Annotated in this window: 17 protein-coding genes and 2 pseudogenes; 13 read left to right on the top strand and 6 right to left on the bottom strand. The window is 70.7% G+C overall.

The genetic code is table 11. The features are described 5' to 3' along the window. Positions 1-42 precede the first annotated feature (42 nt). Positions 43-1,863: a bifunctional metallophosphatase/5'-nucleotidase gene (locus ACZ4SA_RS30220; RefSeq protein WP_468280823.1), complete on the bottom strand. Its 1,821-nt coding sequence runs from the start codon at positions 1,861-1,863 to the stop codon at positions 43-45. 569 nt (positions 1,864-2,432) lie between these two features. On the opposite strand from ACZ4SA_RS30220, the gene mshD reads away from it, so the two are divergent. The 11 genes and pseudogenes from mshD to pstB all read left to right on the top strand — a co-directional run bounded on the left by mshD (position 2,433) and on the right by pstB (position 13,008). Beyond that, a complete protein-coding gene (gene mshD / locus ACZ4SA_RS30215; RefSeq protein WP_468280821.1) occupies positions 2,433-3,356 on the top strand; it encodes a mycothiol synthase in 924 nt (307 codons plus the stop codon). 52 nt (positions 3,357-3,408) lie between these two features. After that, a pseudogene (locus ACZ4SA_RS30210) lies at positions 3,409-3,738 on the top strand (ABC transporter ATP-binding protein); the annotation flags it as partial. A 46-nt stretch (positions 3,739-3,784) separates the two neighbouring features. Further along, positions 3,785-4,033 (top strand): hypothetical protein, encoded by a 249-nt coding sequence (locus tag ACZ4SA_RS30205; RefSeq protein WP_468280819.1) that lies wholly within the window; start codon positions 3,785-3,787, stop codon positions 4,031-4,033. Between the two features lie 459 nt (positions 4,034-4,492). Then, positions 4,493-6,724: an RNA degradosome polyphosphate kinase gene (locus ACZ4SA_RS30200; RefSeq protein ID WP_468280817.1), complete on the top strand. Its 2,232-nt coding sequence runs from the start codon at positions 4,493-4,495 to the stop codon at positions 6,722-6,724. Then, positions 6,711-7,046, top strand: a pseudogene (locus ACZ4SA_RS30195) (CHAD domain-containing protein); the annotation flags it as partial. The gene ACZ4SA_RS30200 and the pseudogene ACZ4SA_RS30195, both read left to right, overlap by 14 nt. Positions 7,047-7,295: 249 nt before the next feature. Continuing rightward, complete coding sequence (locus ACZ4SA_RS30190; RefSeq protein ID WP_468280871.1) at positions 7,296-8,285, top strand: CHAD domain-containing protein; 990 nt, start codon at positions 7,296-7,298, stop codon at positions 8,283-8,285. Continuing rightward, positions 8,282-8,701, top strand: coding sequence for an NUDIX hydrolase (locus tag ACZ4SA_RS30185; RefSeq protein WP_468280815.1), 420 nt, complete (start codon positions 8,282-8,284; stop codon positions 8,699-8,701). The genes ACZ4SA_RS30190 and ACZ4SA_RS30185 overlap by 4 nt, the downstream gene beginning before the upstream one ends. 232 nt (positions 8,702-8,933) lie before the next feature. Further along, positions 8,934-10,070 (top strand): phosphate ABC transporter substrate-binding protein PstS, encoded by a 1,137-nt coding sequence (gene pstS, locus ACZ4SA_RS30180; RefSeq protein WP_468280813.1) that lies wholly within the window; start codon positions 8,934-8,936, stop codon positions 10,068-10,070. Positions 10,071-10,164: 94 nt separating this feature from the next. Beyond that, positions 10,165-11,157, top strand: a complete 993-nt coding sequence (gene pstC, locus ACZ4SA_RS30175; protein WP_468280811.1) for a phosphate ABC transporter permease subunit PstC — start codon at positions 10,165-10,167, stop codon at positions 11,155-11,157. Beyond that, on the top strand, positions 11,154-12,224 hold the full coding sequence (gene pstA / locus ACZ4SA_RS30170; protein ID WP_468280809.1) for a phosphate ABC transporter permease PstA: 1,071 nt from the start codon (positions 11,154-11,156) through the stop codon (positions 12,222-12,224). The genes pstC and pstA overlap by 4 nt, the downstream gene beginning before the upstream one ends. Before the next feature lie 7 nt (positions 12,225-12,231). Continuing rightward, positions 12,232-13,008, top strand: a complete 777-nt coding sequence (pstB, locus tag ACZ4SA_RS30165; protein ID WP_468280807.1) for a phosphate ABC transporter ATP-binding protein PstB — start codon at positions 12,232-12,234, stop codon at positions 13,006-13,008. A gap of 489 nt (positions 13,009-13,497) precedes the next feature. On the opposite strand, the gene ACZ4SA_RS30160 is transcribed toward pstB, so the two are convergent. Further along, positions 13,498-14,496: an inorganic phosphate transporter gene (locus tag ACZ4SA_RS30160; protein WP_468280805.1), complete on the bottom strand. Its 999-nt coding sequence runs from the start codon at positions 14,494-14,496 to the stop codon at positions 13,498-13,500. Positions 14,497-14,501: 5 nt separating this feature from the next. Then, entirely contained in the window at positions 14,502-15,122 is a 621-nt protein-coding gene (locus tag ACZ4SA_RS30155) for a DUF47 domain-containing protein (RefSeq protein ID WP_468280803.1), read from the bottom strand. A 192-nt stretch (positions 15,123-15,314) separates the two neighbouring features. Between ACZ4SA_RS30155 and ACZ4SA_RS30150 the strand changes: the two genes are divergently transcribed. Further along, positions 15,315-15,659, top strand: coding sequence for a metal-sensitive transcriptional regulator (locus ACZ4SA_RS30150; protein ID WP_468280801.1), 345 nt, complete (start codon positions 15,315-15,317; stop codon positions 15,657-15,659). A 193-nt stretch (positions 15,660-15,852) separates the two neighbouring features. On the opposite strand, the gene ACZ4SA_RS30145 is transcribed toward ACZ4SA_RS30150, so the two are convergent. After that, the gene (locus ACZ4SA_RS30145; protein WP_468280877.1) at positions 15,853-16,023 is read right to left on the bottom strand and encodes a hypothetical protein; all 171 of its coding nucleotides are present in this window, start codon (positions 16,021-16,023) and stop codon (positions 15,853-15,855) included. Positions 16,024-16,171: 148 nt separating this feature from the next. Next, positions 16,172-16,999: an SCO4651 family lipoprotein gene (locus ACZ4SA_RS30140; protein WP_468280799.1), complete on the bottom strand. Its 828-nt coding sequence runs from the start codon at positions 16,997-16,999 to the stop codon at positions 16,172-16,174. A 552-nt stretch (positions 17,000-17,551) separates the two neighbouring features. Here ACZ4SA_RS30140 and ACZ4SA_RS30135 point away from each other — a divergent pair. Next, positions 17,552-19,117 (top strand): FAD-binding oxidoreductase, encoded by a 1,566-nt coding sequence (locus ACZ4SA_RS30135; RefSeq protein WP_468280797.1) that lies wholly within the window; start codon positions 17,552-17,554, stop codon positions 19,115-19,117. 75 nt (positions 19,118-19,192) lie between these two features. Here ACZ4SA_RS30135 and ACZ4SA_RS30130 read toward each other — a convergent pair whose 3' ends face one another. After that, entirely contained in the window at positions 19,193-19,939 is a 747-nt protein-coding gene (locus tag ACZ4SA_RS30130; protein ID WP_468280795.1) for an SDR family oxidoreductase, read from the bottom strand. Between the last annotated feature and the right edge of the window lie 13 nt (positions 19,940-19,952).

Genomic DNA, 19,952 nt, shown 5'->3' with positions numbered 1-19,952 from the left:
GGGCGGCAGGCCGTCGGCCCGCCGCCCCACCGTTTCACGTACCTACTGGACGACCGTGATCCGGTCGGCCGCCGGAGGCGTGATCGGCGCGGTGGCCGAGGAGTTCGCCGCCAGGTAGGCGTTGAAGACGTCCAGGTCGGAGGCGCCGACCAGCTTGTTGGTGTGCTCCTTCAGGACCGAGAAGCTGTCACCGCCGCCCGCCAGGAACTCGTTCATCGCGACCCGATAGCTCTTCGACGGGTCGATCGCCTCACCGTTCAGCTTCACCGAGTCCACGACGATCCGCTCGGCACCGGTCTTCGTCAGGTCCAGGGTGTAGGTGAAGCCCTCGGACACCTGAAGGATCTTCGGCGACGCCTCGTTCGCACCGCTGACCTGCTGCTGGAGCGCGGTGATCAGCTGAGCGCCGGTCAGGTCGACGACGTTCATCATGTTGGTGAACGGCTGGACCGTGTAGGCCTCGCCGTACGTCACCACACCGTCGCCCTCGCTGCCCGATGCCTTGAAGACCAGGTCCGAGCGAATGCCGCCCGGGTTCATCAGCGCCAGCTGCGCACCGCCCTTGTCGGCCGGAGCGAGGCCCGCGAGCTGCGCGTCCGCGATGAGGTCGCCGAGCGGCTTCTCCGGGGTGGTGGCGCCACGGCCGTTGATGTCCGCGGAGATGAAGCCCTGCGGACGGTTCGCGATCGGCTCGGCCAGCTCGTTCCAGCGCGTGATCAGGTCGGTCATGTCCTGCGCCTTGGGCTGGTCACGGCTGACGACGTGGTTGGCCGACCTGACCGCCGTACGCACGATGTCCTTGGTGCGGCGGTCGTAGGTGAGCGTGGTGTCCGTGTAGAGCTTGCCGTACGAGGACGCGGAGGTCACCATGCGCGGCTTGCCGGACGGGTCCGGGATGGTGCACACGTACGCCTGGTGGGTGTGGCCGGTGACGAGCGCGTCGACCTTCGGCGTGATGCCCTTGGCGATGGCGGCGATGGGGCCGGAGATACCGTCGCCCGCACCCGGCGAGTCGCAGTCGTAGTTGTACGACGTCGACGCCGGCGAACCGCCCTCGTGGATCAGCGCGACGATCGACTTCACGCCCTTGCGGTCGAGCTCACGGGCGTACTTGTTGATCGTCTCGACCTCGTCGTGGAACTTGAGGCCCTTGATGCCGCCCGCGCTGACGATGTCGGGCGTGCCCTCGAGGGTCACACCGATGAAGCCGATCTTGACGCCGTTCTTCTTCCAGACGGTGTACGGCTTCAGGATCGGCTTGCCCGTCGACTCCTTGGTGACATTGGCCGCGAGGTAGGGGAAGTCCGCGCCTTCGAACTCCTTGCCCTCCTCGGAGCAGCCGTCGGTCGGGTGGCAGCCGCCGTTCTGCAGACGGGCCAGTTCGGCCGCGCCCTCGTCGAACTCGTGGTTGCCCACGCCCGTCACGTCGAGGTCCAGCTTGTTCAGCGCCTCGATCGTCGGCTCGTCGTGGAACAGCCCGGACACCAGCGGGCTCGCGCCCACCATGTCGCCGGCCGCTGCGGTGACCGAGTACCGGTTGCCCTTGCGCGCCTCGCGCAGCGAGGTCGCCAGGTACTCGACGCCACCGGCCGGGATCGACTTGACCGTGCCGTCGGGCTGGATCTCGGAGACGTTGCCGGCCGAGCCGGCCGGCGGCTCCAGGTTGCCGTGCAGGTCGTTGAAGGAGAGCAGCTGCACATCGACGGTGCGCGGCTTGTGGTGGCCGTGACCGTGCCGGTCGCCGGAGGCGGCTCCGGCTGGCAGCGCGGCGACGAGCGCGCCGACGGTCGCGAGCCCGGCGGCGGCTGCGAGAACGCGACGGCTCCGCCGGGCCGCGCGATGGTTGTGAGGTGTCGCTGACATCTGTCCCCTTGTCAGTTCCAGCGTGGTGTGAGGGTGGAGGCCGCCCGGACTGCATCCGCCGAGTGCCTCCCGCTGCCGCAGCCTAGAGTCAACGCGCGTAGCGCGACAGGGGGATGTGGGTTACGACCTGGTTGCCGTCTTCCGTCAACGGGCGATATGCCGCCCATCACCCGTATGGCGGACACATATACGCAGAAGCGTCACCGCACAGGTGGCCGCCGCAAGTGCGTGCGCCGTGAACGACGAGGTCACGGCCCGCACAGCCCACCCCGGGCACTTCGGGCAGCCGGGCTTCCACGTGTCCGTCGCCGACGACCTCCTCAGGGACAAGGAGGGCGACGGCACCACCCCCGGCATCTCATCGCGGAGAGCCGGAACCGGGTGTTCGTCGAGTTCGCCTTTGCGGGGACACAACGCACCGATGGCCGCCGGCACCTACGCCGGACTGCCCGACCAGGTCCGGGCCCTGATGCCCAGCGCCGAGGTACCTGACCCTGATCGCCGACGACGTACTCGGCGCCGCGCCGCAGGACCGGTGAGCCGTGGCGGCTCCGCCGTACCCTCGAAGCATGACGATCGACGCAGTGATTCCGGAGCCCGGCCGGCAGATCCAGTCCCTCGACGAGCTGACCCCCGAGCAGGCAGAGGCCGTGCTCGGCGTACTCGCGGAGGCTGCACGGTCCGACGGGATGCAGGCCGTCTCCGAGCAGGGGCGGCTGCAGTTGCGCGGTGCACGGCGGGAAGGCGTGCGGCACTTCCTGCTCACGGTCGGCGACCAGCTCGTCGGCTACGCGCAGCTCGAGGACACCGACCCCGTGGAGGCCCCCGCGGCCGAACTGGTCGTGCACCCGAGCCACCGCGGGCGGGGCCACGGGCGGGCGCTGGGCACGACGCTGCTGGACGCGTCGGGCAAGCGGCTGCGCATGTGGGCGCACGGGGGCAAGTCCGCCGCCCGGCACATGGCCCAGGTCCTCGGCCTGACGCTCTTCCGCGAACTGCGCCAGCTGCGGCGGCCCTTGAGCTTCACGAGCATCGCCGAGCCCATCTACCCGGCCGGAGTCACCGTACGCACCTTCGTTCCCGGCCGGGACGACGCCGCATGGCTCGCGGTGAACGCCGCCGCCTTCGCGCACCACCCCGAACAGGGCTCGCTGGCCCAGCGGGACCTGGACGACCGCAAGGCCGAGCCGTGGTTCGACCCGAAGGGCTTCTTCCTGGCGGAACGGGGCGGGGAGATCATCGGCTTCCACTGGACGAAGGTGCACGCGGAGGAGCAGCTCGGCGAGGTGTACGTCCTCGGGATCCGTCCCGACGCCCAGGGCGGCGGCCTCGGCAAGGCCCTCACCGCGACCGGCCTGCGTTACCTGGCCTCGCAGGGGCTGCCGACCGCGATGCTCTACGTCGACGCCGACAACCCGGCGGCGCTGCGGGTGTACGAGCAGATGGGCTTCGTCACGCACGAGGTGGATCTGATGTACCGCACGGAGACCTGACAGATCGGACCGGTCAACAGGCCAGGGGGCGGCGTCCGTTGACACCGCCCCCCTGGACGAGCCGATGGCCGATCTCGCCCCTCCCCCATGGCCCTCCGGGCATGGGAGGTGCCCCCACGCCCGGCCCCGGCTGATGGCCGCGCTGATGACACAGGCCGCCGACCACGGCACCACCATCGTGATCTCCTCGCACATCCTGTCCGAGCTGGAGACCACCTGCGACTACGTGCTCCTTGTCGACGACGGCCGTGTACGCCTCGCCGGAGAGACGGACGACCTGCTCGCAGCCCACACCCTCCTCACCGGGCCGATCGCAGGCCTGCCCGACCACACCGTCGTCGAATCGCGCACGACGAGCCGTCAGCCGACCGCGCTGGTACGGGGGGCCAGCGGTCGGTGACCACAGGCTGGGCCGGCAGGAGCGGCAGGTGTTCTTCGCCCTCGGGCCGACACTGGCCGCCCACTGCCTGCTCGCGGTCGCCGTCGGCGCACTCACCGGCCTGCTGGTACGCCGCGCCATGGTCGCGATGTCCGTCGCGGGTCTGGCGACCGGGGCCGTCATGGCTGTCATGATCGCCCTGTGGGAGCGCCTGTGGGCGCCCGCCCCGCCATCAGTGACGACCCGGACAGCATGCAGTTCGCACCCGGTGAGTTCATCCTGGACAGCGGCCCGCTGACCGCGTCGGGAGAGCGGCTCTGCGACAGCGTGTGCTTTACGCCGCAGTACGCGGCCTGCTACACCGAGCACGAATCGTCGGCAGGCGGTGGGAGTACCATCCCTCCTCGCACCTGTGGCCGCTCCAGCTCGTCGAGACCGGCATCGTCCTGGCGCTCACCGCCTCCGTTGCATACACGGCCTTCCGGATCTTCCGCCGCCGTCAAGCCTGACCGGGCCGCCTGACCGGACCGACGCGCCTCCTGACCGGGGCCGGACGAACGAACGGCCCCCGGGAACGACCCCCGGGGGCCGTGCCACGCTTTCCCTCACGTCATGTCCTTGTTACCGGGCATTCAGACGCCCTTGCGACCCTCACTCAATGCAGCCCGTTGTGCCCGCCTCCCCCAACGGGAGAAAACCTCTCACTCGCGCCCTTTCCGACGCGCCGGTGACGCCGTCCGCGCGGAACAATGGGCTCATGAGCCAGCAGCCCGCCGAGGTACCGGTCCAGCACCCCCAGCCGTCCGTCGCTTCCATAGCCGCGCACCGGCCGCACACCGTCGCAGCCACGGTCTCCGACCTCGAACCCGACATCGACTCGGATCTCGACTCCTACGAGGAGGACCTCGAGGCGGTACTGGGCACCGAGCTCCCGCAGGGGCGGTTCCTCGACCGGGAGCGCAGCTGGCTCGCGTTCAACGAGCGGGTCCTCGAGCTCGCGGAGGACCCTGCCACACCGCTGCTCGAGCGCGCCAACTTCCTCGCGATCTTCGCGTCCAACCTGGACGAGTTCTTCATGGTCCGGGTGGCCGGCCTCAAGCGCCGGATCGCGACGGGTGTCGCCACCCGTTCGGCTTCCGGTCTGCAGCCCCGCGAGGTCCTCGACCTGATCTGGACCCGTTCGCGTGAGCTCATGGCCCGGCACGCCGCCTGCTTCCAGCAGGACGTCGCCCCGGCCCTGGCCGACGAGGGCATACACCTCATTCGCTGGCCCGAGCTCACCGAGAAGGAGCAGGCCCGCCTCTTCACGCTCTTCCGGCAGCAGATCTTCCCGGTGCTGACCCCGCTGGCCGTGGACCCCGCGCACCCCTTCCCGTACATCTCGGGGCTCTCGCTCAACCTCGCGGTCGTCGTCCGCAACCCTGTCAGCGGTCACCGCCACTTCGCCCGGGTCAAGGTCCCCCCGCTGCTCTCCCGTTTCCTCGAGGCCTCGCCGCAGCGGTACGTGCCGTTGGAGGACGTGATCGCGGCACACCTCGAGGAGCTGTTCCCGGGCATGGAGGTGCTGGCGCACCACATGTTCCGGGTGACCAGGAACGAGGACCTGGAGGTCGAGGAGGACGACGCGGAGAACCTGCTCCAGGCGCTGGAGAAGGAGCTCATGCGGCGCCGGTTCGGCCCGCCGGTACGCCTGGAGGTCGAGGAGTCGATCGACCCGTACGTCCTCGACCTGCTGGTGCGCGAGCTGAAGGTGTCCGACGCCGAGGTCTACCCGCTGCCCGGGCCGCTGGACCTGACCGGGCTGTTCGGCATCTCGGCACTGGACCGGCCGGAGCTGCGGTACCGCAAGTTCGTCGCGGGCACCCACCGTGACCTGGCCGAGGTCGAGTCGGCGTCCGCGCCCGACATCTTCATGGCGCTGCGCGAACGGGACGTGCTGCTGCACCACCCGTACGACTCCTTCTCGACGTCCGTCCAGGCCTTCCTCGAGCAGGCCGCCGGCGACCCCGACGTCCTCGCGATCAAGCAGACGCTGTACCGGACCTCGGGCGACTCCCCGATAGTCGACGCGCTGATCGACGCCGCCGAGTCGGGCAAGCAGGTCCTCGTCCTCGTCGAGATCAAGGCCCGCTTCGACGAGCAGGCCAACATCAAGTGGGCGCGCAAGCTGGAGGAGGCCGGCTGCCACGTCGTCTACGGGCTCGTCGGCCTCAAGACCCACTGCAAGCTGTCGCTGGTCGTCCGCCAGGAAGGCGAGACGCTGCGGCGCTACTCGCACGTCGGGACGGGCAACTACCACCCCAAGACCGCCCGGCTCTACGAGGACCTCGGGCTGCTCACCGCGGACCCGCAGGTCGGCGCGGACCTGTCCGACCTGTTCAACCGGCTGTCCGGCTACTCCCGCCGCGAGACCTACCGGCGGCTGCTGGTCGCGCCCAAGTCGCTGCGCGACGGGCTGATCTCCCGGATCAACAAGGAGATCACCCACCACCGGGCCGGACGCCCCGCCTACGTCCGCTTCAAGGTCAACTCGATGGTGGACGAGGCGGTCATCGACGCCTGCTACCGGGCCGCGACGGCGGGCGTGCCCGTGGACATCTGGGTGCGCGGCATCTGCGCGCTGCGCCCCGGCGTGGCCGGCCTCTCGGAGAACATACGCGTCCGCTCGATCCTCGGCCGCTTCCTGGAGCACTCCCGGATCTTCGCCTTCGGCAACGGCGGCGAGCCCGAAGTGTGGTTCGGCAGCGCCGACATGATGCACAGAAACCTCGATCGCCGGATCGAGGCACTGGTACGGGTCACCGACCCGGCCCACCGCGCGGCCCTCACCAGGCTGCTGGAGACCGGCATGTCCGACACCACGTCCTCCTGGCGCCTCGGCCCGGACGGCGCCTGGACCCGGCATGCCACGGACTCCGACGGCCAGCCGCTGCGGAACGTACAGGAGATGCTCATAGACGCCCGGAGGCGCCGGCGTGCACAGCCCTGAACTTTCCCGGCCGGACACCGCTCTCGCGGGCACTGCGGGCGAGGCGGTGGCCCACTATCTGCACGCGCAGGCGGGCGACTTCCTGCGCAGCCTGCGCCGGCACGGCGAGAGCGGCGCGGAGACGGCGGCGGTGGCGGAGTCGGCCCGCGCGCTGCGGGCCGCGTCCCGCCGCATCAGCGGGACGCTGCACACGTTCCGCCCGCTGCTGGACCCGGCCTGGGCGGACGGCCTGCGCACGGAACTGGCATGGCTGTCGACGACCCTGGCCCAGGAGCATGCGTACACGTCCTGCCTCTCCCGGCTGCTGGACGCCCTGTCCCGCCTGTCGGGCGCCGCGCCGCTGCCGTCCGCCCGTGGCGACAGCCTGCCGCTGAACGGCTCCGCGCGGTCGGCGGACCCCCTCGGGACGACCGGCTCCGGCACGGGATCGGCGGCAACCGTGTCGAGCACCACGGGATCCGCTGCTCCGGAAGGGGCCGCGCACACCTCGACCGGGTCGAGCACCGCGGACAGCGCACCGGCACCCGCCGCCACGGCCGGCGAGGGGAACGGCCCTGGCGAACGCGGCACCCTGCGCTACCCGGCCGCGCCGAGCGCCACGGAGGACGCGTCGGCGCTCGGCGCCACAGACGGGGAGGCCAACGCCGGCCGCGTCAGCGCCGTCATCGACGGCCCCGCCCCGGGCAACCGTGCCCGGCCCGACGCCCCAGGCGGCGAGAGCCCCGGCGCAAGCAGGCGCGGAATCGCGGATCGGGGTCGGACCAGGCACGACGCCCCGGCACTCGGCACCCCCGACGGCCCCACGAGCACCGACGACCCCACGAGCACCGACAGCACCAGCACCAGCACCAGCACCAGCACCAGCACCAGCACCAGCACCAAGCGTGAGCCCGCCCGCACGGGCGGCAGGAGCGGCACGCCCACAGGCGGCGGCGCGCTCGCCGTCGGGGCCGCACGGGCCGGGGCGTTGCTGGAGCGGCAGCTCACGCTGGCCCGGACGCGCGCGCACTCCGCCGCGCTCCAGGCACTCGGCTCCTCCCGTTTCCACGCCGTCGCCGACGCCGTCGCTTTACTGGCCTCCGACCTCCCGCTGGGCCCGGCCGCCGCCGGCCCCGCAGAGGAGACGCTGGCGCTGCCCGCCGAGGCCGCCGAACGGCGGCTGCTGGAGGCGGTCGCCGGGCTGCCCCTGGGCCGGGCCGCCCATCCGTACAACGCGGAGGCCCTGGTCAACGGGCTCGCCACCGCGGCCGCCGGTGAGGCACAGGACGCGCCCTGGCACGAGGTCCGCAGGCTCCTGCGTCTGCACTGCTACGCACTGGAGGTGCTCCGCCCGGGCAGCAGCTCGGTCCTTCTCCACGCGGGCCAGGTTCTCGACCGGCATCGTGACGCCGCGGAGGCGGCCACCGCGGCCGCCACCGCGGCCCGTACCCCGCGGATCGCGCCGGCCACCGCGTACGCCCTCGGTGTGCTGCACGCCGACCAGCGGCACGAGGTCGAGGCGGCCAGGTTCGCCTTCCAGCAGGAGTGGCGGCACGCCACGACGGCGGTCACGGCGCCATGAACGGCGGCGACACCGTGCTCGCCGCGGGATGCGTGCTCTGGCGCCGCTCCCCGTACGGGGACGACGGCATCGAGATCTGTCTCGTCCACCGGCCCAAGTACGACGACTGGTCGCACCCGAAAGGCAAGCTGAAGCGGGGCGAGGACGCCCTGGGCGCCGCAATGCGGGAGGTCCGGGAGGAGACCGGCCATCGCTGCGTGCCCGGCGCCCGCCTCCCCACGGCCCGCTACCTCGCGAACGGCCGGCCCAAGGAGGTCACCTACTGGGCAGCGGAGGCGACCTCGGGTTCCTTCGCCGCAGGCGCGGAGGTCGACCACATCGTGTGGCTGCCGCCCGCCGCCGCCCGCAACCGGCTCACCCACCCGCGGGACCGTGCGCTCGTCGACGCGCTCCTGCAGGCGCTGCACACAGCGTGAGCTTCCGGAAGCGTGCCGTATGCCTCTCCAGCAGCCCCGATACGCCGAAGGGGTGAACGTCCGGGCGAGCACCGCGTCGCCGGGCACGGTTCACCTTGCGTTCACTCTCTCCCGTCGGCCGCTTCATCTGATCTGCCTAATTTCGGCCTTACGCGGTGACCGGCACAGAGTCGGTCCCCCCACCCCGACGCACGCCGCCAACTCGGGCGGCCACTGGAAGGAACACCCGAAAGTGAAGCTTCAGCGCAAGAACGGGCTTCGCGCCACCGCGCTCGGTGCCCTCGCCCTGTCCGGCGCCCTGGTCCTCACGGCGTGTGGCTCGGACGACAACGCGGCCACCGGCCCTGACAGCGGCGACAAGACCAACGCCGCGTCGAACATCAAGTGCGACGACGCCAAGGGCCAGATCCTCGCGGCCGGCTCGACCGCGCAGAAGAACGCCATGGACCTGTGGGTGAAGAACTTCCAGGCCGCCTGTTCCGGTGTCGAGGTCAACTACCAGGCCATCGGCTCCGGTGGCGGTATCACCAAGTTCAACCAGGGCCAGGTCGCGTTCGCCGGCTCCGACTCCGCGCTGAAGCCGGAAGAGGTCGAGGAGTCGAAGAAGATCTGCAAGAGCGGCCAGGGGATCAACCTCCCGATGGTCGGCGGCCCCGTCGCGATCGGCTACAACCTGGAGGGCGTGGACAACCTCGTCCTCGACGCCGCCACCCTCGCGAAGATCTTCGACTCGGAGATCAAGAAGTGGAACGACCCGGCCATCGCCAAGCTCAACCCGGACGCGAAGCTGCCGGACTCGGCCATCCAGGCGTTCCACCGCTCCGACGAGTCGGGCACCACGCAGAACCTGCACAAGTACCTGAGCGAGGCCGCCCCGGCCGACTGGAAGCACGACCCCAAGTCGAAGTCGTGGCTGGCCCCCGGTGGCCAGGCCGCCAACGGCTCCTCCGGTGTCGCCGCCCAGGTGAAGCAGACCCAGGGCTCCATCGGCTACTTCGAGCTGTCGTACGCGACCTCGCAGTCGATCCCCTCCGTCAAGCTCGACACCGGCGCAGCCGCCCCGGTCGAGGCGACCACCGAGAACGCCTCCAAGGCCATCGCCGCCGCCAAGATCAAGGGCACCGGCAAGGACCTGGCCCTGTCCCTCGACTACAAGACCAAGGCCGAGGGCGCCTACCCGATCATCCTCGTGACGTACGAGATCGCCTGCGACAAGGGCAACAAGGCGGAGACCCTGCCGACCCTGAAGGCGTTCCTCAACTACGCCGTCAGCGAGGAGGGCCAGAAGGTCCTCGCCGATGCCGACTACGCGCCGCTGCCCGCCGAGATCGCGGCCAAGGTCCGCGAAATCGTCCCCACCCTGTCCTGATGTCCGGCCGGGGCCGGTCCGCCACCGCGGACCGGCCCCGGCATCCGGTGCACCGCCGCCTGGAGCCCGATGGCTCCGCAGACCGGAGACCCCGATGGATACCACAACCACCGCATCCCCACCGCCCCGCGCGCCGCACGACGAGCGCGCCACCCGCGGCAAACCCCGCCCCGGTGACCGCATCTTCCTGGGCCTGTCCCGGGGATCGGGCATAGCCCTTCTGGTAATCATGGCCGCGATCGCGGGATTCCTCGCGTACCGCGCCAGCATCGCCATCTCGAAGGACGGGGCGAACTTCCTCACCACCTCCGAGTGGAACCCCGCCGGCAGCCCGCCGGTCTTCGGCATCGCCGTACTCGCCTTCGGCACGGTCGTGAGCTCGGTCATCGCGATGGTCATCGCCGTCCCGGTCGCGGTCGGCATCGCGCTGTTCATCTCGCACTACGCGCCGCGGAAGATCGCCGCCCCGCTCGCCTACGTCGTCGACCTGCTCGCCGCCGTGCCCAGCATCATCTACGGCCTCTGGGGCGCCATCTTCCTGGTCCCCTACCTCAACGGCCTGAACAGCTGGCTCAACGAGTACCTCGGCTGGACGTACATCTTCGACAAGACCAGCGAAGGCGTCGCCCGCAACCTGTTCACCGTGGGCATCCTGCTCGCGATCATGATCCTGCCGATCATCACCAACGTCACCCGCGAGGTCTTCCTCCAGGTGCCGAAGATGCACGAAGAGGCCGCCCTGGCGCTCGGCGCCACCCGCTGGGAGGTCATCCGCATGTCGGTGCTGCCCTTCGGCCGCTCCGGCATCATCAGCGCCTCGATGCTGGGCCTCGGGCGTGCGCTGGGCGAGACGATGGCCGTCGCCGTCGTCCTCTCGCCGAGCTTCATCATCTCCGGGCACCTGCTGGACCCGGGCGGCGGCACGTTCGCGCAGAACATCGCCGCGAAGTTCAACGAGGCGGACGAATTCGGCCGTGACGCGCTGATCGCCTCCGGTCTCGTCCTGTTCGTGATCACTCTGCTGGTCAACGGAGCGGCCCGCGCGATCATCGCCCGCCGCAAGGAGTACTCGGGGGCCAACGCATGAGCCAGCTCGTCAAGGACCGTCCGACGACCCCCGTGCGCTCCGGCCCCCTCTCCCACGCCCGCCTCCCGCGCTGGGCCCCGGCCGCCATCGCCGTCGGCTCGATCGCCGCGGGCTGCGCCATCGGCCTGGCTGCCGGCTGGCAGAGCCGCGTCCAGTGGGGCATCATCGCCGCACTGATCTTCGTGCTCGCCACCTACGTGATCACCACGAAGGTCGAGAACTCCCGCCAGGCCAAGGACCGCGTCGCCACCAGCGTCGTCTGGGTGTGCTTCGTCCTGGCCGTCGTGCCGCTGTTCTCCCTGGGCTGGGTCACGATCACCAAGGGCATGGAGGTGGTCGACGGCTACTTCATCGGCCACTCCATGAACGGCGTCCTCGACACCCAGCCCGGCGGCGGTATCTACCACGCCCTGCTCGGCACGATCGAGCAGGTCCTCATCGCCGCGGTCATCGCGGCCCCCATCGGCCTGCTCACCGCGATCTACCTCGTCGAGTACGGACGCGGAACACTGGCCAGGGCCGTCACCTTCTTCGTCGACGTCATGACCGGCATCCCGTCGATCGTCGCGGGACTGTTCGTCCTCGCCACGTGGAACCTGATGCTGGGCTTCGGGCCCTCCGGTTTCGCCGGCGGCATGGCCCTCGCCATCCTGATGATGCCGGTGGTCGTCCGCTCCACCGAGGAAATGCTGAAGCTGGTCCCGAACGAGCTGCGCGAGGCCTCGCTGGCCCTGGGCGTACCCAAGTGGCGGACCATCCTCAAGGTGGTTCTGCCCACCGCGATCGGTGGTATCACCACCGGCGTGATGCTCGCCGTCGCGCGTGTCACCGGTGAGACCGCTCCGGTACTGCTCCTCGTTTTCGGCACGAAGCTGATCAACCCGAACCCCTTCGAAGGCGCCCAGTCCTCGCTGCCGCTGTACGTGTACGAGCAGTACGCCGTCGGCACGGACGCCTCGATCGCGCGCGCCTGGGGCGCCGCCCTGGTCCTGATCGCCTTCGTCATGATCCTCAACCTGGTGGCCCGCGGCATCGCCCGCTGGAAGGCCCCGAAGACCGGAAAGTAGAACCACCATGGCCAAGCGAATCGATGTATCGGGCCTGACGGCCTACTACGGCTCCCACAAGGCGATCGACGACATCTCCATGACCGTGGAGCCCCGCTCCGTGACCGCCTTCATCGGCCCGTCCGGCTGCGGCAAGTCCACCTTCCTGCGGACGCTGAACCGCATGCACGAGGTGACCCCCGGCGGCCGCGTCGAGGGCAAGGTCCTCCTGGACGACGAGAACCTGTACGCCTCGAACGTCGACCCCGTCGCCGTGCGCCGCACGGTCGGCATGGTCTTCCAGCGGCCGAACCCCTTCCCCACCATGTCGATCTTCGACAACGTGGCGGCGGGCCTGCGCCTGAACGGCTCGTACAAGAAGAACCAGCTGGCGGAGATCGTCGAGCGCTCCCTGAAGGGCGCGAACCTCTGGAACGAGGTCAAGGACCGGCTGAACAAGCCCGGCTCCGGCCTGTCCGGCGGACAGCAGCAGCGTCTGTGCATCGCCCGCGCGATCGCGGTCGAGCCGGACGTGCTGCTGATGGACGAGCCCTGCTCGGCGCTCGACCCGATCTCGACGCTGGCGATCGAGGACCTGATCGGCGAGCTGAAGGAGCGCTTCACGATCGTCATCGTGACGCACAACATGCAGCAGGCGGCGCGCGTCTCCGACCGCACGGCCTTCTTCAACCTCTCGGCGGTCGGCCAGCCCGGCAAGCTGATCGAGATCGACGACACCGAGCGGATCTTCGCCAACCCGTCCGTCCAGGCGACCGAGGACTACATCTCGGGGCGCTTCGGATAATCCGTCTGCGGGTGCTGCATGGCGGTGCCACCCGCAAGACGACGGGCCCGCCCCTCTCCCGGGGGCGGGCCCACCCGTTCCCCCGGTGCGGGCCCCCGCCCCCGCGCCCCTGCGCCTCGATCGCCGGCGAGGCTGCAGCATGCCCCCTCGTCGGGGCCCCGCCCCGAACTCTGCGCCTCAGTCGCCGGCAAGGCCGGAACTCGCCCGCCCCGCCGGCGAGGCGGGACGTGCCGGTGCCGACGGCCGTAGGAGGCGCGCCCAGCGTGGCTCGGGTCGCCACCGGCAGCGATGGTCCGGCCCGTCCGGGGCGGGTACCCCGGCGGACAGCGGGGGAGACGCCTCCCCTCAACGGCCGCAAGGCCACAGGGAACCGACGGACACCGCGCGGGCCCGACACGGAGTAGGGGGCTTGCCCCGGTTCCGGGAAGGGGCGGGGTGGGGAAAACCGCCCGCCGCAGGCGCCGCCCGCCAGCCGTCAGCCGTCAGCCGTCAGCCGAAGATCAAGTACACGACGCCATAGCCGGCCGCCGCCACCATCGCCGCCGCCGGCATCGTGATGAACCACCCCAGGATGATGTTCTTCGCGACACCCCAGCGCACCGCGTTCACACGCTTCGTCGCGCCGACACCCATGATCGCCGACGTGATCACATGCGTCGTCGAGATCGGCGCGTGGAAGAGGAACGCCGAGCCGAACATGATCGACGCGCCCGTCGTCTCCGCCGCGAACCCCTGCGGCGGATCCAGCTCGATGATCTTGCGCCCCAGCGTCCGCATGATGCGCCAGCCGCCCGCGTACGTGCCCAGCGACAGCATCACCGCACACGCGATCTTGACCCACGTCGGGATCGGGTCGCCGGCGTTCTCGACATCGGCGATGACCAGGGCCATCACCACGATGCCCATCGTCTTCTGCGCGTCCTGGAGACCGTGACCGAGCGCCATGCCCGCCGCCGAGACGGTCTGCGCTATACGGAAGCCGCGCTTCGCCTTGTGCGGGTTCGCCTTGCGGAACATCCACATGATCGCGACCATCACCAGATAGCCGACCACCATGCCGACCACGGGCGAGACGAACATCGGGATGACGATCTTCTCGAGCACACCGGTCCAGATCACCTCGGTCCCGCCGGCCAGCGCCGCGCCGACCATGCCGCCGAACAGCGCGTGCGACGAGGACGACGGCAGGCCGAAGTACCAGGTGATCAGGTTCCAGACGATCGCTCCGACCAGCGCGGCGAAGAGGATGCCCATTCCGCGCGCCCCGACGGGCGTCTCGATGAGTCCTTCACTGACGGTCTTGGCGACGCCCTGTCCGAGGAAGGCGCCCGCGAGGTTCATCACCGCGGCCATCGCCAGCGCCACGCGCGGCGTCAGTGCCCGGGTGGAGACGGATGTCGCGATCGCGTTGGCGGAGTCGTGGAAGCCGTTGGTGTACGTGAAGAAGAGCGCGACCCCGATGGTCACGATCAGGGCAAAGGTGTCCACGAGGTTCAGGACTCCTTGACCGCGATGGTCTCCACCGTGTTCGCGACGTGCTCGAACGCGTCCGCGGCCTCCTCGAGCACATCGACGATCTGCTTGAGCTTGAGGACCTCGATGGCGTCGTACTTGCCGTTGAAGAGGTGGGCGAGAAGCTTGCGGTGGATCTGGTCCGCCTGGTTCTCCAGCCGGTTGACCTCGATCCAGTACTCGGTGAGGTTTTCCATCGTCCGCAGGTGCGGCATGGCCTCCGCGGTCAGCTCGGCCGCCCTCGCGAGGACCTCGATCTGCTGCTCGACACCCTTGGGCAGTTCCTCGATCTGGTAGAGGACGACCAGGTCGACGGCCTCCTCCATGAAGTCCATGATGTCGTCGAGCGACGATGCGAGGTTGTAGATGTCCTCGCGGTCGAAAGGCGTGATGAACGAGGAGTTCAGCTGGTGGAAGATCGCGTGGGTAGCGTCGTCCCCGGCGTGCTCGGCTGCCCGCATCCGTTCCGCGATCTCGGCCCTGGCGGAGGACTCCGCTCCGAGCAGTTCCATCAGGAGCTTCGAGCCCGTGACGATGTTGTCCGCGGATGCGGAGAACATGTCGTAGAAGCTCGTCTCCCTGGGGGTCAGACGAAATCGCACGTGGGGTCCTCGGGGTGCTTGGATTCGGTCAGGCTGATGCTAGGTGCATCATCCGGCCACGGCTAACCGGCAGTATCCCAGTGTCGCCCATCGCGCAAGGCGATCAGCACGGGCCCCCGTCGGATTCCGAACGATTCGTTAACATATACCCACGAGGGGTATACGCCCCTTTCTGGACAACGGGAGGACGCGATGACGACCACCGAGGCGGCCGGCCCCCCGGTCACGGACCACGAGACCGACCACGACAGCGGCGTGCACGGGTACCACAAGCAGAAGGACGAGCACCTCAAGCGGCTGCGGCGGATCGAGGGCCAGATCCGCGGGCTGCAGCGGATGGTCGACGAGGACGTGTACTGCATCGACATACTCACGCAGGTCTCGGCGTCCACCAAGGCCCTGCAGTCGTTCGCGCTCCAGCTGCTGGAGGAGCACCTGCGGCACTGCGTCGCGGATGCCGCGGTGAAGGGCGGCGACGAGGTCGACGCCAAGGTGGAAGAAGCGACGAAGGCAATCGCGCGCCTGCTCCGCACCTGACGCCGGGCCGGTCCCGGGTCCGCTCACGAGCCGGCCCCGCAGAGCCGAGCCGGTCCCGGGTCTGCTCCGAGCGAACCGGGCAGCGTCCGACCCGGCCTGCGCATGCCTCGCCGAATGCGCCGATCCGCTCTCACGCCGCGCCTCGGCGGACGCGGCGTGTGGCTTGATCTTTTCGGTCCCGGACGATCCCCGGTCACTGGTGGCAGCTGCGCTCAGCCGCCACCATCAGCACCTCGTCGATACGGTCCGCGCTGAGGCGCTCCTCACGCGCGGCGGACGCGGCGATCATCAGCTCGCCGCACAGCTCGATCTCGGCGAGGGCCACGTGGTCGTCCTGGACGGTCGTCGTACTGGGCGGAGCCACGCGCATTCACCTCTTCCGGCCGGTGTCGGTTTCCTAGCGTAGGGAGCGGTGCACGCGCCGCGCATGGCACGTCCGGACCATTTCGGCCCTGACTCTCCCGGCTCGGATCCCCTTGGCCTCCCCGGCCGGGGCCGCCGTGTGCACGCCGTCAGGCCTCGACCTTGCCTGTGTAGATGTCCCGCTTGTCCGGAAGCCGTACGACGACCCGCGACCCGAAGTCGAAGAGGACCGTGGTCGAGGTGACGTCGACCGTGCCGCCCTCGTTGGCAAAGGTGAAACGGTGTTTCACCTTGCGCAGCCTGCCCTCGTCGTCGAGGTAGGCGTCGAACGGCACCGCGCCCTTGACGAACCCTTTCGCCGCCGCGGTCAGCGACGCCCTGGCATGCGGTTCCGCGACCCGCGCGGCCCGCCCGATGTCGGTGGTGCCCCGGAAGTGCCGTACCTTCTGGCCGGCGAGCTCGACGTCGCCGACGTAGGTCACCCGGTCCGCGCCGCGCAGCAGCGCCGCGGCGGCGAGCGGGTCGGTCGCGCCACCCGTGACCAGATTCCCGTCGTCCAGGGTGGTCGTGTCGACCCTGACCCACTTGTCCGCGGGCACGCCCGCGCCCCGGTTCTTCATGTACAGGGCGCCCGGCGTCAGCAGCTCGGTGATCGGCTTGTGCTCGTCCTCACCGGCGGCGTCCGGCGGAAGGAGCACCCGAAGCCGGCCCATGCCGCGCTCGAAGTCGTACCCGCCCTCGCCGCGAATGGTGACCCGGGTCCCGCCGCTGGCCATCTCCAGGGACGTACGCGCCTTGGAACTCCCGGCTCCCGTGAGGGTGTCCGCGGCCCTGCGCACCTCGTCGGCCGAGCCGGCCCCGCCCTTGCCTTCCTCCGCGGCGGCGCCGCCGCGGAGGCATCCGGTGGCCGTCACCACGGCCACGGCTGCCGCGACGGCGAACGCCCCGCCCCTGCGCATGTGCTGTTGCACCACCATCGCCTGCCAACCCCCTACGCCGGACCGCTGCTTGTACGAGTCCCACGCCCTTCCCCTCGAGCCGGAGGAAGCCTGGGGACACCCATTCGCATAACGACGGCCTCGTCACGTCGTCACGCCGGGGCCGGGCTTTCCGGCCCTTCCGGCAGCAGTACGGTGGAGCCGTGCCCCAGGACCCCTCCGCCGACCCTCCGGCACCGCACGTGACCACGACCGTCGAACGCGGCGCATTCGCCCTCGCCCGCTGCACCTGCGGATGGGCGGGCCCGGCGCGACGGTCACGGGACCGGGCCCGTGCCGATGCCCGCTCCCACGTCCCCACGGCCTGACCGCCCCACTCCGCCCGTCCCCGGCCGCGCCGTGCACCCTGAACCGGCCGGTCCCGGACCGATCCGACCTGGTAACGGACCACGCGTCCGACCCGTAACGGGCCACCCGTCCGACCCGGTCCGGCTGTCCGCAGGGACGTGATCCGCCCGTACCGGTGCGCCTGAGTGCACCGGCGTGGGAACCTGCGTGACCAGGGAGCCGTCTCGTTTCCCAGGAGGTTCCATGGACCGGCGTGCGCTGCTCACCACCGCTGTCGCCCTCACCGCGACTGCCGCAACGGGCTGTACGGGCAAGGGCGAGAAAGCAGCCGCGCCCAGCGGCACCGCCACCGCGCCCACCCCGCCCCGCCCCTCCGCCGCCCCGTCCTCCGCTCCCGACTGGGCCGCCCTCGCCCGCGGTCTCGACGGGCAGCTGATCCGGCCGGGAGACGCCGCGTACGCGAGCGCGCGGCAGCTGTACAACACGCGCTTCGACTCCCTGAAGCCCGCCGCCGTCGCCTACGTGGCCGGCGAGGACGACGTGAAGGAGTGCCTCGCCTACGCGAAGGCGCACCGCACCCCGGTGTCCATCCGCAACGGCGGCCACTCCTACGGCGGCTGGTCCTCGGGCAACGGACGCCTCGTCATCGACGTGTCCTCCCTGGACCGGGTCGAAGCCGACGGTTCGACCGGCGCAGGCGCCAGACTCGTCGACGTCTACCAGACCCTCGCCCGGCACGGGCGCACCGTCCCCGCCGGTTCCTGCCCCACGGTCGGCATCTCCGGCCTGACCCTCGGCGGCGGCCACGGCGTCACCTCCCGCGCCTACGGCCTGACGTGCGACAGCCTCACCGAGGCGACGATCGTCACCGCCGACGGCCGGCGGCTCACCGCGAGCGCGGACGAGAACAAGGACCTCTTCTGGGCGCTACGCGGCGCGGGCAACGGCAACTTCGGTGTCGTGACCCGGCTCCGGTTCCGTACACACCCCACGCCCGACACCGTCACCGCCTTCCTCAACTGGCCCTGGACGAAAGCGGAGTCGGTGCTCGCCGCATGGCAGCGCTGGGGACCGGAGCAACCGGACGAGATCTGGTCCTCGCTGCATCTCGCCGCCGGACCCGGCGGCTCCCGGCCCACCCTCTCGGTGTCCGCCTTCACTCTCGGCGCGGAGAGCGACCTGCGGAACGCGGTCGACCGGCTCGTGGACGCGGCCGGTTCACCGGCGTCGTCGGTCGCGCTGCGGCCCCGCAGCTACCGGGACGCGATGCTCGGCTACGCGAACTGCCTGTCGCTGACCGACGCCCAGTGCCGTCTGCCGGGCACGACCCCGGGCCGCGACCGGCAGGGCGCCCTGTCCCGCGAGACGTACGCGTCGGCCTCGGACTTCTTCGACCGCGACCTCCCGGCGGGCGGGCGGGCCGCGCTGATCGCGGCGGCAGAGGCCTTCACCCGTATCCCCGCGACCGCGGGCGGCGGCGCCGGTTCGATCGCGCTCACCGCGCTCGGCGGCGCGGTGAACCGGGTGGATCCGCTGGCGACGTCGTTCGTGCACCGGCGCTCACGGATGCTGGCCCAGTACATCGCCGCCTGGCAACCGCGCACCGGCGGCACCGCCCAGCAGCGCTGGCTGAAGGAGAGCCACGCGGCGATGCGCCGGTACGCGTCGGGGGCGGCGTACCAGAACTACGCGGACCCGAATCTGGCCGACTGGCGCCGCGCCTACTACGGCCCGGCCCTCGACCGGCTCACCCGCCTGAAGCGGCAGTACGACCCGGACCGCCTGTTCGACTACCCGCAGGCGATCTAATGCTGTGACCCGCGCGGAGCTTCCGACTGGAGCCCGATCAACTCCCTTTCGTGGACAGCACGTTCCGCACGTACGTCAGCCTGCCGCAGGGAAACGCCCCGCCAGGAACTGCTCGAACGTCACCTTGCCCAGGGCCCGCTCCGGCGTCAGGTGCCCGCCCGCGCGGAAACCCTGGTAGGCCCTGCCGGCCAGGCGCACGTTCAGCAGGGGACGGCGCCGTCCGCTCGCGCGCAGATAGGCCCGGGCCAGCTCCGGAAACGTACGGACCTCGGGGCCGCCCATGTCCGGCACCCTCCCTGCGGGCGCCCCGGTCGCGAGCTCGGCCAGCCGTGCGGCGACCTCCGCCACCTCGATCGGCTGGTCGGAGACCGCCGCGGGGAGCAGCATGACCGGCAGCTTCGCCGAGCCCTGCAGGAGCTGCAGCACCAGGTCGTGGAACTGTGTCGTGCGCAGCACGGTCCAGCCGAGTCCCGATTCCTCGATCAGTCCCTCGACAGCACGCTTGGTCCGGTAGTAGCCGAGCGGCACCCGGTCGACGCCGACGATCGAGATGTACACCAGGTGCCGCACACCTGCCCCGCGGGCCGCCTCGATCAGATGGCGTGCCGCCTGCTCGTCGCCGCCGCGCGGCGAGCTCGCGCAGTGCACGACGGTGTCCACGCCGTCGACGGCCGCGCCCAGCCCGGTGCCCTCGCGCAGGTCCACGGCGTACTGCTGGGAGTGCCGGCTCAGCACCCGCACCTCGGCCCCGTCCGCCCGCAGCCGCTCGGCGACGGGCCGGCCGAGCGTTCCGGTGCCGCCGGTCACCAGGATCGTGGTCATCGCAGATCTCATC

The sequence above is a fragment of the Streptomyces sp. NPDC027962 genome (genome assembly GCF_055566095.1).
This window is presented reverse-complemented; position numbering and strand designations above follow the sequence as displayed.

What these genes read in the sequence shown, in the direction of transcription:
- ACZ4SA_RS30220 (WP_468280823.1), bottom strand. Translation starts at nt 1,863, where the DNA reads ATGTCAGCGACACCTCACAACCATCGCGCGGCCCGGCGGAGCCGTCGC.
- mshD (WP_468280821.1), top strand. Translation starts at nt 2,433, where the DNA reads ATGACGATCGACGCAGTGATTCCGGAGCCCGGCCGGCAGATCCAGTCC.
- ACZ4SA_RS30200 (WP_468280817.1), top strand. Translation starts at nt 4,493, where the DNA reads ATGAGCCAGCAGCCCGCCGAGGTACCGGTCCAGCACCCCCAGCCGTCC.
- ACZ4SA_RS30185 (WP_468280815.1), top strand. Translation starts at nt 8,282, where the DNA reads ATGAACGGCGGCGACACCGTGCTCGCCGCGGGATGCGTGCTCTGGCGC.
- pstC (WP_468280811.1), top strand. Translation starts at nt 10,165, where the DNA reads ATGGATACCACAACCACCGCATCCCCACCGCCCCGCGCGCCGCACGAC.
- pstA (WP_468280809.1), top strand. Translation starts at nt 11,154, where the DNA reads ATGAGCCAGCTCGTCAAGGACCGTCCGACGACCCCCGTGCGCTCCGGC.
- pstB (WP_468280807.1), top strand. Translation starts at nt 12,232, where the DNA reads ATGGCCAAGCGAATCGATGTATCGGGCCTGACGGCCTACTACGGCTCC.
- ACZ4SA_RS30150 (WP_468280801.1), top strand. Translation starts at nt 15,315, where the DNA reads ATGACGACCACCGAGGCGGCCGGCCCCCCGGTCACGGACCACGAGACC.
- ACZ4SA_RS30140 (WP_468280799.1), bottom strand. Translation starts at nt 16,999, where the DNA reads ATGGTGGTGCAACAGCACATGCGCAGGGGCGGGGCGTTCGCCGTCGCG.
- ACZ4SA_RS30135 (WP_468280797.1), top strand. Translation starts at nt 17,552, where the DNA reads ATGGACCGGCGTGCGCTGCTCACCACCGCTGTCGCCCTCACCGCGACT.
- ACZ4SA_RS30130 (WP_468280795.1), bottom strand. Translation starts at nt 19,939, where the DNA reads ATGACCACGATCCTGGTGACCGGCGGCACCGGAACGCTCGGCCGGCCC.